This is a genomic window from uncultured Campylobacter sp. (assembly GCF_944323605.1).
Classification (GTDB): Bacteria; Campylobacterota; Campylobacteria; order Campylobacterales; family Campylobacteraceae; genus Campylobacter_D.
Genome location: NZ_CALUTC010000001.1, coordinates 196,915 through 211,362, shown reverse-complemented (window position 1 = coordinate 211,362; position 14,448 = coordinate 196,915). Strand labels below are relative to the sequence as shown.

Below are 14,448 nucleotides of genomic sequence, written 5' to 3'. Positions count from 1 at the left end.
TTGCAATATTTACTCTTACAAAAATTTCTTATACAAGAGTAAATATGCATACAAAAACTAGAATTCACTTAAACATCTTGTGATAGCCAGCCTTATACCGTCTACCTCTGTATCACCAACGCCTTCAGCAGAACAGGTAAATAAAGTATTTTTGGTCTTTGCATCTATCATTTGTATAGAAACTTCCAATGTGTAACCGTACCAAGTATCCCTTCTACCACTTTCGCCGTATCTTACTATAAAAGTTTCTAAGTCATTTGATACAGAGTTTACTAAAACAAATCCCTTTTTCATCAAAATCCCAGCAATGGCATCAGATGGATTTAGGCTTTTTTGCATAGAAACCGAATTAGCATAAAAATTCCCACCAAAATTAGAACCCCCACTTCCAACACCAACACCTAATCCACCAGAAAGAGTTTGAGTTTGCTCAACAAAAGCATATTTATACTTGCTCATATCGCTTAATTTATTCGTTTGAACAGGCAGCAAAGAATAAGAACAAGCACCAAAAAATAAAACTACAAAAATATACAAATATTTCATATTTATCCTTTCTATTTTAATTTGTTTTGTGATTATAATTCAAAAAAAAAAAAACAAGTCAAAAACACTGTATTTTTATATTTTTTATCTTTAAAAAAGTCAGATAAATAATTATTATGTTATTTAAGTATGGATTTAAAATTTTTCAAATGTCTAAGCAAAATAGATATTTTCAAGCATAATAAAACTTCGCTATAATACCTCATTAAAATTAAGGATTATTATGGCATACAAAGTCATAGAAGCAAAAGAGCTAGAGGAGACATCGCGTTGTGATTGGATATACCAAGGCTACAATACTTCTGATAAAGCTACGCAAAAGCTCTATCAAGACTACCACGATTTTGAATGGGGAGTGCCGCAGCACGATGAAAAGCGACTTTTTGAGCAGCTTGTGCTAGAGGGTATGCAAGCGGGGCTTTCGTGGATTACGATACTAAAAAAGCGAGAAGCTTTTAGGGAGGCATTTGATGATTTTGACCCTGCTATAGTGGCAAAATACGGTGAGATAAAGATAGAATCTCTTATGACAAATGCTAAGGTTATCCGCAACCGTGCCAAGATAGAATCCGCGATTAACAATGCCAAGCGGTTTTTGGAAGTGCAAGAGGAGTTTGGGAGCTTTGATAGGTTTATTTGGAGTTATGTGGGAGGTGAGCCTATCGTGAATGCCTTTAAGAATCTAGCTCAGATTCCCACCCGCACGCCTCTTTCAGACAGAGTAGCAAAGGATTTAAAAAAGCTTGGCTTTAGCTTTGTGGGAAGTGTGGGAATGTATGCGTATATGCAATCTATCGGGCTAGTGTGTGATCACTTGGTAACTTGTGCGTTTCATAGTAATAATGCCCAACGCAATACTTCCAAAAAAGATGAGCGAATCACGCAAAATAGTGCAAAAACTCCCTATATCTTGGAGACTAACCGCTTGAAGTTGCGAGAATACACGCTAGAGGATTTGCCTGCCTTGCATACGATTCTAAGCGATAAAGAGACAATGTATGCTTGGGGGCATGGCTTTAGCATTGATGAAAGCAAAGAATGGCTAGAGAAGCAATTAAAGAGCTACAAAGAAAATGGCTTTGGGATTTGGGCTATCATTGATAAGGCTAGTGGGACAATCATTGGCAATGCAGGGCTAGATAGAGCGAGCATTAATCTCACAAATCAAAAGAGCATAGCAAAACAAGAAGTTGTCGAGATAGGCTATATCGTGGCAAAAAGATTTTGGGGACAAGGGCTAGGCACAGAGGCAGCAAGGGCTGTGCAAGAGTATGCCTTTAAGGTTTTGGACTTAGAGCGAGTGTATTGCCTCATAAAGGAGGATAATTTTGCTTCTATGCGTGTGGCTAGAAAGCTTGGCGGACGTATAATTGGCGAAAATATCAAAAACTATAAGGGCAAAGATTTAATGCATTATATCTTTGAATGCAAAGCCACAGAGTTTGTTGAGAATAGAGAATCTACAAACAATGCGTACTTAATGTATAAACCTTATAAAATCCCACAAACAAGACAAGATAGAAGTAGGTAACTCAAGATAAAGAAGCGATGATACAAAGATTCACAAGTTATTAAAGGAGCAGTTATGAAAGCATATAAAACTATGCAAACAATCAGTAAAACGGTACAATATCAAATTTCATTTAAGGACCAATAATGCAAGAAATACTATCAAATTCAAAAAAGACAACACCCTCTAAAGTGCTTTGTGCCGTGAGTGGTGGGGTGGATTCTAGTGTAGTGGCGACCTTGCTTTACCGAGCTATCGGGGAGAATCTTATCCCGATTTTCGTGGATACGGGGCTTTTGCGTAAGGGCGAGAGAGAGGCGGTGGAGAAGATGTTTAGAGACAATCTCAAAGTGCCTTTGATAACAATAGATGCAAGTGAGGAGTTTTTGGGGCTACTCAAAGGCGTAAAAGACCCAGAGCAAAAACGCAAAATCATCGGCGAGACCTTTATCAAGGTTTTTGAAAGGGAAGCAAAAAAGCACAACACAAATGGCGAGATAAAATTCCTAGCACAAGGCACACTCTATCCTGATGTGATAGAATCTGTAAGCGTCAAAGGTCCCAGCAAGACGATAAAATCTCATCACAATGTAGGCGGACTACCAGAATGGATGAAGTTTGAGCTTATCGAGCCGCTAAGAGAGCTTTTCAAAGATGAAGTGAGGGCATTGGGGCGAGAACTAGGAATGCCAGAATCTATGCTTATGCGACACCCATTTCCTGGACCCGGACTTGCCATACGCATAATGGGCGAGGTTACAAGAGAGGATTTAAACCTTTTACGCGAGGCAGATTCTATCTTTATAGAGGAATTACACAAGCACGGGCTATACGATAAAGTGTGGCAGGCATTTTGTGTGCTGCTTAATGTCAAAAGCGTAGGCGTAATGGGCGATAACCGCACCTATGATAATACGATTTGTGTGCGAGCGGTGGAAGCACTAGATGGTATGACAGCGACTTTTTCGCATTTGCCCCACGAGTTTTTAGAATCTGTGAGTAATCGCATTATCAATGAAGTTGAGGGCATAAACCGCGTAGTTTATGACATCACCTCAAAGCCGCCCGGAACGATTGAGTGGGAGTGAAAAATATGAATAAAATCTTACATAGCAACCATAATGCTATAGAAAATCAACCCTTTCTTACTCCCAAAGAAGTAGCCTTGTGGGCGAGTAGCTATCTAGGCAAAAAGGTTACAAGCTCAAATATTGCTTATCTTATCAATTATGGCAAAATAGCCAATCACGCCAAAAATACGAAAGAAAGCCTTGTGTGCAAAGAGGAATTACAAAATTACTATGATGTGCTTTTGCAAGATAAAGAGCTATCTCACCCCCTTTCTTTTTCACAATTTAAAGAAGCACAAACCACAAAGCACATACACAGACTCCACCCCTACAAAGGCAAGTTTATACCGCAGCTTGTGGAGTATTTTTTAGATTCTCATACTGATAGCTTAAAGCAAGAGATTTTTTTCCAAAAAGGCGATATAGTGCTTGATATATTTTGTGGTTCTGGCACGAGTTTATGCGTAGCAAATGAGCTAGGAATGCACGCCTCAAGCTTTAATACAATGCTTTCAAATGCCAAAATAAAAGATTATGATTTGCAAATTTTAGAGCTAGAGTTACAAAGATTAAGCAAACTTTTAGAATCTAATCCCACTACAAAACACATAAAAAATTTTGAAAATGCTTTAAATGAAGCTTTAAGCACCTTTAATGCCAAGCATTTTCCAAGAGATTTTAAAAGAAAAGTTGCCTTAAAAGAAATCGATGAGAAAGCTTATGGTAAGGAAAAGGAAAAAGAATTTTTAACAAGATATAAAAATATCTTGCAAGAATTTCACATCGACACACGGCTCAACACACAAAAGGGCTTTATTGAAAAATGGTATATGCCCTCTATAAAAGAGGAGATTATGTTAATAAAAAATGAGATTAAAAAAGCACCAAAACACCTACAAGACATACTACAAATCATACTAAGTCGCACAGCTAGAAGTTGTAGAGCGACTACGCATAGTGATTTAGCCACCTTGCAAGAGCCTATCACTCAAAGCTATTATTGCAAGAAGCATGGCAGAATCTGTAAGCCCCTCTTTAGTATAGAAAAATGGTTTAATAGCTATGCAAAAGATACCCTAAAAAGATTGAGTGAATTTGCCACTCTTAAAACAAACACGAAACAAATATGCCTTAATGCTGATTCTAAAAATGCTGATATTGTGGCATTATTGCAAAAGCAAGATAGTGATTTTGCTACTTTGATAAAAACTCAAAAAATTAGAGGGATTTTTAGCTCACCGCCTTATGTGGGGCTGATTGATTATCACGAGCAACACGCCTATGCTTATGAGATATTTGATTTAAAAAGGCAAGATTTCAGCGAAATAGGAAGTCTTGCAAGAGGACAAAGCAAAGCCGCACAAGAGCACTATGTAAAGGATATAGCACGGGCTTTGCTTAATGCAAAGCGATTTTTACAAAAAGATTATGTAATCTTTTTGGTAGCAAATGATAAATTTAATCTCTATCCTAAGATAGCAGAATTAGCACAAATGCAAATTGTAAAAAGATATGAACGACCAGTGCTTAATCGCAGCGAAAAGGATTCAAAAAGCTATGGCGAGAGTATCTTTTGCCTAAAAGAAGGATAAGATATGATAAAAGAAAAAGGCTCTGTGCGTAAATTGTATTGTTCTTTTAAGCTTTATTTTACTAAAATATTCACATTATAAATAGTAGCAAAGGTGGTAAAATAGCATCAAATACAGAGCCTGAAATAGTCAAACAACTTTTTAGTGCTTTAAGCGATGATGATAAAAAAATCCTTGTATCTAAATAATTATTTTGTTTATTATAACTTTGTTAATTTTGCAAAAGAAAGTAGAGAAGATAGAAAGCGAATTTTATTAAACCATATATAAAATACTGATTGTATAAGCAAGATTGAGAATCTAAGAGATAGAGCAAGTGTGCCATTGTTTGTAGCATAAAATGAAAAAAAGGACACATATGAATAAGATAGAAAAAATTCAAGATTATATTACAGGAATAGAAATAAAAGATACGCCAGAGGAGCGTGAAGCAGTTCAACCGTTTTTAAAAATACTTCATCAAGACTATGAGTATCCAAAAGAAATGCTTCAATCACACCCGCAGTATCGTGTAAAATCACACCCATCAGATAAGAAAGGCTTTCCTATTGATATTGCCGTTTTTGAAAATATTAAAGGTAAAAAACAACTAAAAATTGTTGTTGAGTGCAAGAAAAAGGACAGAAAAGACGGACTAGAGCAACTAAAAACATATCTTAAATTTTGCGAAGCCAAAATAGGAATTTGGTTTAATGGAGATGAACTTGTTTGTATTAAGAAAAACGAGCAGTCAGGAAACATAACTTTTGATGAAATACCAAGTTTTCCAAAATATAATGAAAAATTAGAAGAAATAGGTCTTTATAAACGTAAAGATTTAAGACCAACACATAACCTAAAAGATATTTTTAGACAAGTTAGAGGTTATATAGTTGCAAATAGCTCAGGCGTAAATAGAGATGAGATGATTGCAAAAGAGATGATACACTTAATTCTTTGTAAAATTTACGATGAGCGTTTTACTGCTGAAAACGATATGGTAACATTTAGAGCCTCTATTATTGACGAAAAAGATGAAGTCAAGGTAAGAATAACAACGCTATTTAATGAAGTTAAAGAAAAATATAAAGATGTATTAACAAGTTCTGACGAAATAGAGTTTGATGGCAATACACTAAAATATATAATTGGACTAATGCAAAATATATGTATTATTGATACAGATAGAGATACTATTGCGGACGCATTTGAAGTATTTATTGGCTATTCGTTAAAAGGAAGTCAAGGACAATTCTTTACACCAAAAAATATTGTAAAACTTATGGTTGAGATAGTTAATCCACAAAGAAATCAAATTGTTATTGACCCATCGTGTGGTAGTTGTGGTTTTTTAGTAGAAAGCCTAAAACATATTTGGAGGCAAATTGAATTAACTATTAAAAACCCAAAATCACAATGGGAGGAGCAAAAAGAAGTCGGTATTAAAAATATAAGGGGCATTGAAAAAGATAGTTTTTTAACAAAAGTTGGTAAGTCATATATGGCTATTTTAGGAGATGGCAAAGGTGGTATTTTTTGCGAGGATAGCCTAGAAATTCCGACAGAATGGAACATAGTAACTCAACAGCATATACATTTAGAGAGTTTTGATATATCATTTTCTAATCCGCCATTTGGAAAAGATATTAAAATTATTGGCAAAGCCAAATTATCACAATATGAACTAAATGATAATAAAAGTGAAGGTAATGTTTCAACATTATTTTTGGAAAGAAATTTACAGCTCCTAAAAGACGGAGGAATTTTAGCAATAATTCTACCTGAAACATATTTTCACGCACCAAGTATGAAAAATGTGAGAAATTTCATTTATAGACACAACATAAAATGGATTATAGATATACCACACAACACTTTTAGACCTCACAATAATGCAAAATGTATCATTATTATCCTGCAAAAGAACAAACCTCAAAATGAAAAAATCAATATGGCTGTCGCTCAATATATAGGACACGACCATAATGGCAAAGCTATCTATGATGAAAATGGTCTTATAAATGACGATACTTTAAAAATTCTTGACGAAATATCCAATCAAATAAAAAATGGGGGGGGGGAATATACATTTGAAGTTAATGCTAATGAAGTAATCCAAAGAGATATACTAATACCAAGATACTATTGGAAAGTGAAAGAAAAAAACCTAATGACAGAAGCCAAAAAAGAGGGTATAGAGTTTATTAAACTAACAACCTTAATAGATGAGGAGATACTAAAATTCTTTGACGGAAATGGTTCGCCAAAAGCAGAATTTAAAGGTATTGGCGATATTCCGTATATTAGAGTTAAAGATATTGTTAATTGGCAAATTTATAAAGACCCAACAGCATTGATACCACAATACGAATATGATAGACTTTATAAGGCTGATAAGCAACTACAAGTAAATGATATATTGTTTGTTCGCAGGGGAAGTTACCGTATAGGTAGTGTGGCTATGGTTTCGCCTTATGATTTAGAATGCATATTGACAAGGGAGATACTTGTTTTAAGAATTAGTGATGAAAATAAATACGGATTAACACCATACTATTTACTATATGCCTTATCACACAAATATACATACGAACAGGAATTAAATAAAATATTTATTGACACTACATTGCCAAATATTGCAAACAGGTGGAAAGAAATCAGTATTCCTATTTATCAAGATAAAAATAAACAAAATGAAATTTCAAATAGAGTTAAAACACTTATAAAAAGCCAATGGAGGTCTTTGGAAGAGATATATAAATTAAAAGAGCAAGACGGAGTTTATTATACCTAAAATAAAAGTGCTAATCTAGGCACTTTTATTTTTTCTTTATCTAGCAATACAATTAGCACACAGCCAAGAAAAAATCAAAGAAAAACTAAGAAATGCTTTGAGGCAAAAATTTGCAAACTATAAACCTGAAAGTTCTTTTATGCCATTTCATACAAGGCTTTTAGGTAAGGATAGAATGGCACTTTATAGCTTTATTCAAAGTCTTAATACAAATTTTGGCACGAGCATTTTTGAGCCTGTGGCATAGATTTTAGCACTGCAACATTTTGATGTGGTAAAAAGGCAGGTTGAAGCAGGAAACATCATCACAAAAGAGGCTCAAAGGGTGATACAAGACATTATGGATTCTTTAGAAAGAGCAGATTCTAAGCCTTGCAAAGATTTAGAAATACAAAGGATTTTACAAGTAGCAAGAAATGGTGAAATAAGCAAGATTAAGCCCACAAAAATAGATTTATTTTTACAAAAGGACGATGAGGTCTATCTCATAGACATAAAAACTGCCAAGCCAAACAAAGGCGGCTTTAAAGAATTCAAACGCACACTTTTAACTTGGGTGGCAAGCCTTGCTTACAATGAGCCAAAGCTTAATATTCATAGCCTTATAGCTATCCCCTACAATCCTTACGAGCCAAAACCATATGAGAGATGGACTATGGCAGGGATGCTGGATTTAGATTCTGAACTCAAAGTAGCAAGTGAATTCTGGAATTTTTTAGGTGGAAATTCCAGCTATGAAGTCTTGCTTGAAGCCTTTGAAGAAGTAGGCTGTGAAATGAGGGGCGAGATTGATGAGTATTTTAAGAAGTTTAGATTGTCTTATTAAAAATTAAGAATAAAAATTTGAGTAAAATAAATGAAAAATATTTTGATTATGCTTGCTATAGTATCTCTAAACTTTCTAATGGATATGGTGAGTTTTTTATTATAATCATAAACGAGGTAGAGGGGATAAATCGCGTAGTTTATGACATTACCTCAAAACCACCGGGCACGATAGAATGGGAGTGAAAATTTAAGATATAATTCAATAAAAAAAATAATAAGGCAAAATAATGCAAGAAACACATCAAAACCTCATCAGTCAAAATGATTTTAGCACCGTAGTAGCCCACTATGAAGCCAAAAGAAGCAAAGATAGAGGCTATCAAAGTGAAGAGGCTTTAGAAAAAGCTTTTATACAAGACTTGCAACTTCAAGGCTATGAATACGCCTCACACATCAAAGACTATCCAAGCCTTAAAGAAAATCTAAAAACCCAGTTAGAAAGGCTTAACAATGTAACTTTTAGCAATAAAGAATGGGAAAGATTTTATAAAACTTCTTTAGCAAATACACAAAAAGACTTTAAACAAAAAACAAAAATGATACAAGAAAAAGGACATACCGAGCTTTTAGAGCGAGATGATGGCAGCGAGAAAAATATCAAATTGCTTGATACGCACAATCTTCATAATAATCACTTACAAATAATAAACCAATTTCACAACGACGAAGGAAGCTATAAAAATCGCTATGATGTAAGCATACTTGTAAATGGTCTGCCTTTAGTGCATATTGAATTAAAAAAGCGAGGCGTGCAACTCAAAGAAGCATTTAATCAAATCAAACGATACGCAAGAGAGAGCTTTAGCAAAGGTGATGCCTTGTTTGAATATGTGCAAATTTTTGTTATCAGTAATGGCACTCAAACAAAATATTATAGCAATTCCACACAATACAGCCAAGATAAATCCAAAAGTAAGCAAAATGCAAGTTTTAGCTTTACTATGTTTTGGTCTGATAGTAAAAACAACATCATTTTAGATTTAGAGGATTTTACCAAAACATTTTTTAGCAAACGCACGCTTTTAGCTATTTTGACGCGTTTTTGCGTGTTTAATACTGATGATATTTTGCTTATTATGCGACCTTATCAAATCGCAGCAAGTGAGAGAATTTTAGAAAAAATCACTATAGCACATAATCACAAGCTTTATGGCAGTAAAGAATCTGGTGGCTACATCTGGCATTCCACAGGAAGCGGCAAAACACTTACAAGCTTTAAAACCGCACAACTTGCTTGTGAATTACCATTTATCAAAAAAGTGCTTTTTGTCGTAGATAGAAAAGACCTAGATTATCAAACGATGAAAGAATACGACAAATTTCAAAAAGGTGCAGCAAATAGCACAAAAAATACAAACGAACTTCAAAAAGCACTAGAAAATTCACAAAGTAAAATCATCATAACCACCATTCAAAAACTTTCAATCTTTGTAAATAAATACAAAAAGCACAGTATTTTTGATGAGGAAGTAGTGATTATCTTTGATGAATGCCATAGAAGTCAGTTTGGAGATATGCACCGCCTTATCACAAAGGCTTTTAAAAAATACTATCTTTTTGGCTTTAGTGGCACACCCATAATGAAAGAAAATGCCCCAAGTGGCAAATACAGCACCATAAAAGATAAAGATACATTAGGCAATGAAACACAAAAAGCTTTAGTCCAAACGACCGAAACAACTTTTGGAATCTGTTTGCACACTTATACCATAGTCAATGCAATCAAAGATGAAAATGTCCTACCTTTTAGAGTGGAATACATAAACACCATAAAAGAAAAAGAAATCCAAGAACTAGAATCAAAAGAGCAAGTAAATAGCATAGATACAAAATCCGCCCTAAATAATCCAGAGCGTATAGCTACCATCGTAGAATACATACTTACGCATTTTGATTCTAAAACCTTGCGTAATAAACACTATTCTTTAGAAGAAAAAAGATTAAAAGGATTTAATTCTATCTTTGCCACACAAGAAGTAGAAGCAGCAAAAGCCTATTATGCAGAATTTAAAAAGCAACAAGAGCATAAACCTAAACAAGAAAGGCTAAAAATAGGCATTATTTACAGCTATATAGCTAATGAAAATTTAGATGAGTTAGATTCTGGTGCAGATACAAAAAGCTCTAAAGAATTTTTAGAATCTGCCATAAAAGATTATAATGCTATCTTTGGCACGAGCTTTGATACATCAGTATTTGAAAACTACTATAAAGATATTTCAAAAAGACTTAAGGATAAAGAGTTAGATATTTTAATAGTTGTAAATATGTTTCTCACAGGCTTTGATGCTAAAACCTTAAATACTCTATGGGTAGATAAAAATCTCAAATACCACTCCCTTATGCAAGCTTTTTCACGGACAAATAGAATCTACAATGAAGTCAAAAATTTTGGCAATGTCGTATGCTTTAGAAACCTAGAACAAGCCACTAATGACAGCCTAAAACTCTATGGCGATAAAAAAACTCAAAGCATAGCTTTGCTTAGAAGTTTTAAAGACTATTTAGAGGGCTACACTGATGAAAATCAAACCTACCACAAAGGTTATAAAGAGCTTACAAAAGAGCTTAAAGAAAATTTTTCCCTTTCAAGTTTTCCACTTAGCACAGATACAGAGGAAAAAGACTTTATAAAGCTTTTTAACCGTATCTTAAAGTTAGAAAATATTTTGCGCGTATTTGATGAATTTAGCCAAATTTCCACACTTACCCACGCAGACAAGCAAGACTATCAAAGCCATTATGTAGATATTTGGGAGAGGATTCGCCCTGCTAAAGCAACCCCCACACGAATTGATGATGACATAGTTTTTGAAATAGAGCTTATAAAGCAAGTAGAAGTCAATGTCGAGTATATAATGTTTCTCTTGCAAACATACAGCAACAAACAAGACAGTAAGATAAAGCAAGAGATTCTAAAAAGCCTTGAATCAAGTCCTAGTTTGAGAAACAAAAAAGAATTATTACGGGAGTTTTTAGAGCTTTTATCAGGTAGCAAGAGTGAGGATTTTGATTCACTCTTTAAAAGCTTTATAAAAGACAAATACAAAGAACACTTACAAAAACTTATAGAATCTGAAAACTTACAAAAAGAAAAAGCTAAAGACTTTTTATACAACGCTATCAAAATAGGCGAATTTCAAGAGCTTGGCGTAGAGATTAGCGAGGTTTTGCCTAAGATGTCGATTTTTGCAGGAGGTAAGCAAAAAGAAGAAAATGAAGCTAAACGCAAAAATGTTATCGCACAAATGCGAGAATTTTTTGATAGATTCAAAGAATTTGCCTATATTTTAGTGGAGGAAACTAAATGAATAGCATAGAAGAATTACTAAAAACGCATTGTCCTAATGGGGTGGAGTATAAAGCATTGGGGGAAGTTGCAAACTTTAGGCGTGGTTCTTTTCCACAACCCTACACCAAAACTGAATGGTATGGCGGTGAAGATTCTGCCCCATTCGTGCAAGTGGCTGATGTGGGCGATAATATGAAACTTACCGAAACTACAAAACAAACTATTTCAAAAATAGCACAATTAAAAAGCGTTTTTGTTCCTAAAAATACGGTTATTGTTACATTACAAGGCTCAATCGGTCGTGTTGCAATTACGCAATATGATTCTTATGTAGATAGAACTTTGGCTATTTTTCAAAGTTATAAAATACCAATAAATATTAAATTTTTTGCTTATGTGCTTTTTATGAAATTTGATGAAGAAAAGAAAAAGGCAAGAGGCGGAATCATTAAAACAATTACAGTAGAAGAATTTAAAAAATTCCAAATCCCAATTCCGCCTCTAATAGTGCAAGAGAAAATAGTAACTATTCTCGATACCTTTACAGAGCTAGAAGCAGAGCTAGAAGCTAGAAAGAAGCAATACGCCTATTATAGAGAAAAATTACTAAGCTTTGATTACCTAGATTCTATCACGGGGGGGGGGCATTAGTTATATGGCTTTGGGAGATCTTTTTATTATTAGGAACGGATACACACCAAGCAAGGCTAAAAAAGAATATTGGGAAAATGGCACTATCCCTTGGTTTAGAATGGACGACATTCGGACAAATGGCAGAATTTTAGCAGATTCTATCCAGCATATCACACCAGAGGCGGTAAAAGGCGGCAAATTATTCCCTGCAAATTCTATTATCATTTCTACGACTGCTACTATTGGCGAACACGCACTGATAATCGTTGATTCGCTTGCGAATCAACGATTCACTTGCTTGAGTCCGCAGGTGAATTGTTGTGAGATTCTCAATATGAAATACTTTTATTACTATTGCTTTATTTTAGGGGAGTGGTGTAGGAATAATGTCAATGTATCAGGCTTTGCTTCTGTGGATATGAAAAAGTTTAAACAATTTAAAATCCCCCTCCCGCCCCTAGAAATACAAGAAAAAATCGTAAGTATTTTAGATAAATTTGAATCTTTAGCTAATGACTTAAGCCAGGGACTCCCTGCTGAGATAAAGGCGAGGAAAAAGCAATATGAGTATTACAGAGAAAAGCTTTTAAGCTTTTAGAATTTTAAAAAGGATAAAAAATGATAAACACAAAACAAAGAGCAGAACTACACAAAGGCATTTGGAAAATCGCTAATGAATTACGAGGTAGCGTAGATGGCTGGGATTTTAAGAGTTATGTTTTGGGATTTTTGTTTTACCGCTTTTTATGCGAAAATCTCAAAAACTATGTGAAGAGTATGGGAGAGGATAATTATGAAAGCTTAGATGATGAGATAGCGAAAAATGCCAAGGCTATAATCACCAAAGCAAAAGGCTTTTTTATCCTGCCAAGTGAGCTTTTTGAAAATGTTTTAAAATCTGCTGAAAAAAATGAATATCTGGAAAATCTTAACGAGCACTTAAATTCCGTTTTTGCTAATATCCAAAAATCAAGCGAGGATTTACCTACAGACAAAGCACAGCAAAATTTTAAAGGGCTTTTTGATGATATGGATTTGAAATCCGATAAGCTTGGAAAAAGCACGGTAGAAAGAAACAAAAAACTAGCAAGAATAATGCAAGCCATTAGCGAGATAAATTTTGATTATGCAGATAGTAAAATCGATGCCTTTGGTGATGCTTATGAGTATTTGATGGGTATGTATGCAAGTAGTGCAGGCAAAAGCGGGGGAGAATTTTTTACTCCGCAAGAAGTGAGTGAGATTTTAGCACGTCTTACTTTGCACACGGTAAAAGAACCAAACAAAGTTTATGACCCTGCTTGTGGCTCTGGCTCTTTGCTTTTACAATATAAAAAGATTTTAGATAAAGAACCTGCACTTGGTTATTTTGGACAAGAGATAAATATCACAAGCTACAACCTAGCACGTATGAATATGCTTTTGCATAATGTGAATTTTACAAAATTTAGCATAGCGCACGATGATACACTTATAAAGCCTTATCATTATGATGATGAGCCATTTGACGTAATAGTAAGCAATCCCCCATATAGCACCAAATGGGAGGGCGATTCTAATACTGTGCTTATCAATGACCCTCGCTACTCTCCTGCTGGTGTGCTAGCTCCTAAGTCTAAGTCTGATTTTGCCTTTATTATGCACTCCTTAGCGTGGCTATCAAACAAAGGAGCGGCGGCTATTGTCATCTTTCCGGGAATTTTATATAGAGAGGGTGCGGAGAAAAAAATCCGCGAATACTTAATCAAGCAAAATTTTATAGATTCTATCATCGCTCTTCCTGATAATCTTTTCTTTGGCACGGGCATTGCCACTTGCATAATGGTGCTTAAGAAAAACAAGCAAGATTCTAAGGTGTTTTTTATCGATGCAAGTAAAGAATACAAAAAAGTTACAAAGAAAAATGTCCTTACAGAACAAAACCGTGATACTATCCTAAAAATCTATACAGAACGAAAAGACATAGAGCATATCGCAAGGTCTGTAAGTATGGAGGAAATAGAGGCAAATGGGTATAATTTAAGCGTATCAAGCTATATAGAGCCAGAGGATACAAGGGAAAAGATAGATATAAAAGCTTTAAATGCAGAAATCACGCAAATCGTGGCAAGACAAAGTAAGCTACGTTTGCAAATAGATGCTATCATCGCAGAGCTTGAAGGAGTGTAAAGAAAAAATGCTATTTTTAGTGATTGCAAAAATTC

The 14,448-nt window shown here is 34.5% G+C and carries 8 protein-coding genes and 4 pseudogenes; 11 read left to right on the top strand and 1 reads right to left on the bottom strand.

The window, feature by feature from the left end; all coding sequences use genetic code 11:
• Window positions 1-57 precede the first annotated feature (57 nt).
• Window positions 58-546, bottom strand: coding sequence for a DUF4136 domain-containing protein (locus tag Q0J35_RS01130; protein WP_297192206.1), 489 nt, complete (start codon window positions 544-546; stop codon window positions 58-60).
• A 223-nt stretch (window positions 547-769) separates the two neighbouring features.
• Here Q0J35_RS01130 and Q0J35_RS01125 point away from each other — a divergent pair, with 223 nt between their 5' ends.
• The 11 genes and pseudogenes from Q0J35_RS01125 to Q0J35_RS01080 all read left to right on the top strand — a co-directional run bounded on the left by Q0J35_RS01125 (window position 770) and on the right by Q0J35_RS01080 (window position 14,413).
• On the top strand, window positions 770-2,077 hold the full coding sequence (locus Q0J35_RS01125; RefSeq protein WP_297192204.1) for a GNAT family N-acetyltransferase: 1,308 nt from the start codon (window positions 770-772) through the stop codon (window positions 2,075-2,077).
• A 143-nt stretch (window positions 2,078-2,220) separates the two neighbouring features.
• Window positions 2,221-3,144 (top strand): annotated as a pseudogene (gene guaA, locus Q0J35_RS01120) (glutamine-hydrolyzing GMP synthase); the annotation flags it as partial.
• 5 nt (window positions 3,145-3,149) lie between these two features.
• Window positions 3,150-4,718: a DNA methyltransferase gene (locus Q0J35_RS01115; protein ID WP_297192203.1), complete on the top strand. Its 1,569-nt coding sequence runs from the start codon at window positions 3,150-3,152 to the stop codon at window positions 4,716-4,718.
• A 177-nt stretch (window positions 4,719-4,895) separates the two neighbouring features.
• Window positions 4,896-5,057, top strand: a pseudogene (locus Q0J35_RS01110) (IS1595 family transposase); the annotation flags it as partial.
• A 19-nt stretch (window positions 5,058-5,076) separates the two neighbouring features.
• A complete protein-coding gene (locus tag Q0J35_RS01105; protein ID WP_297192201.1) occupies window positions 5,077-7,491 on the top strand; it encodes an N-6 DNA methylase in 2,415 nt (804 codons plus the stop codon).
• 46 nt (window positions 7,492-7,537) lie between these two features.
• Window positions 7,538-8,317, top strand: a pseudogene (locus tag Q0J35_RS01100) (TdeIII family type II restriction endonuclease).
• 104 nt (window positions 8,318-8,421) lie between these two features.
• Window positions 8,422-8,502: pseudogene (locus Q0J35_RS09000) on the top strand (hypothetical protein); the annotation flags it as partial.
• Window positions 8,503-8,546: 44 nt separating this feature from the next.
• Complete coding sequence (locus Q0J35_RS01090; RefSeq protein ID WP_297192200.1) at window positions 8,547-11,630, top strand: type I restriction endonuclease subunit R; 3,084 nt, start codon at window positions 8,547-8,549, stop codon at window positions 11,628-11,630.
• On the top strand, window positions 11,627-12,262 hold the full coding sequence (locus tag Q0J35_RS08995) for a restriction endonuclease subunit S (RefSeq protein ID WP_363315691.1): 636 nt from the start codon (window positions 11,627-11,629) through the stop codon (window positions 12,260-12,262). Before Q0J35_RS01090 ends, Q0J35_RS08995 begins: the two co-directional genes overlap by 4 nt.
• Window positions 12,263-12,266: 4 nt before the next feature.
• The gene (locus Q0J35_RS08990; protein WP_363315690.1) at window positions 12,267-12,842 is read left to right on the top strand and encodes a restriction endonuclease subunit S; all 576 of its coding nucleotides are present in this window, start codon (window positions 12,267-12,269) and stop codon (window positions 12,840-12,842) included.
• Window positions 12,843-12,862: 20 nt separating this feature from the next.
• The gene (locus Q0J35_RS01080; protein ID WP_297192199.1) at window positions 12,863-14,413 is read left to right on the top strand and encodes a type I restriction-modification system subunit M; all 1,551 of its coding nucleotides are present in this window, start codon (window positions 12,863-12,865) and stop codon (window positions 14,411-14,413) included.
• Window positions 14,414-14,448 lie beyond the last annotated feature (35 nt).

What these genes read in the sequence shown, in the direction of transcription:
- Q0J35_RS01080 (WP_297192199.1), top strand. Translation starts at nt 12,863, where the DNA reads ATGATAAACACAAAACAAAGAGCAGAACTACACAAAGGCATTTGGAAA.
- Q0J35_RS08995 (WP_363315691.1), top strand. Translation starts at nt 11,627, where the DNA reads ATGAATAGCATAGAAGAATTACTAAAAACGCATTGTCCTAATGGGGTG.
- Q0J35_RS01090 (WP_297192200.1), top strand. Translation starts at nt 8,547, where the DNA reads ATGCAAGAAACACATCAAAACCTCATCAGTCAAAATGATTTTAGCACC.
- Q0J35_RS01115 (WP_297192203.1), top strand. Translation starts at nt 3,150, where the DNA reads ATGAATAAAATCTTACATAGCAACCATAATGCTATAGAAAATCAACCC.
- Q0J35_RS01130 (WP_297192206.1), bottom strand. Translation starts at nt 546, where the DNA reads ATGAAATATTTGTATATTTTTGTAGTTTTATTTTTTGGTGCTTGTTCT.
- Q0J35_RS08990 (WP_363315690.1), top strand. Translation starts at nt 12,267, where the DNA reads ATGGCTTTGGGAGATCTTTTTATTATTAGGAACGGATACACACCAAGC.
- Q0J35_RS01125 (WP_297192204.1), top strand. Translation starts at nt 770, where the DNA reads ATGGCATACAAAGTCATAGAAGCAAAAGAGCTAGAGGAGACATCGCGT.
- Q0J35_RS01105 (WP_297192201.1), top strand. Translation starts at nt 5,077, where the DNA reads ATGAATAAGATAGAAAAAATTCAAGATTATATTACAGGAATAGAAATA.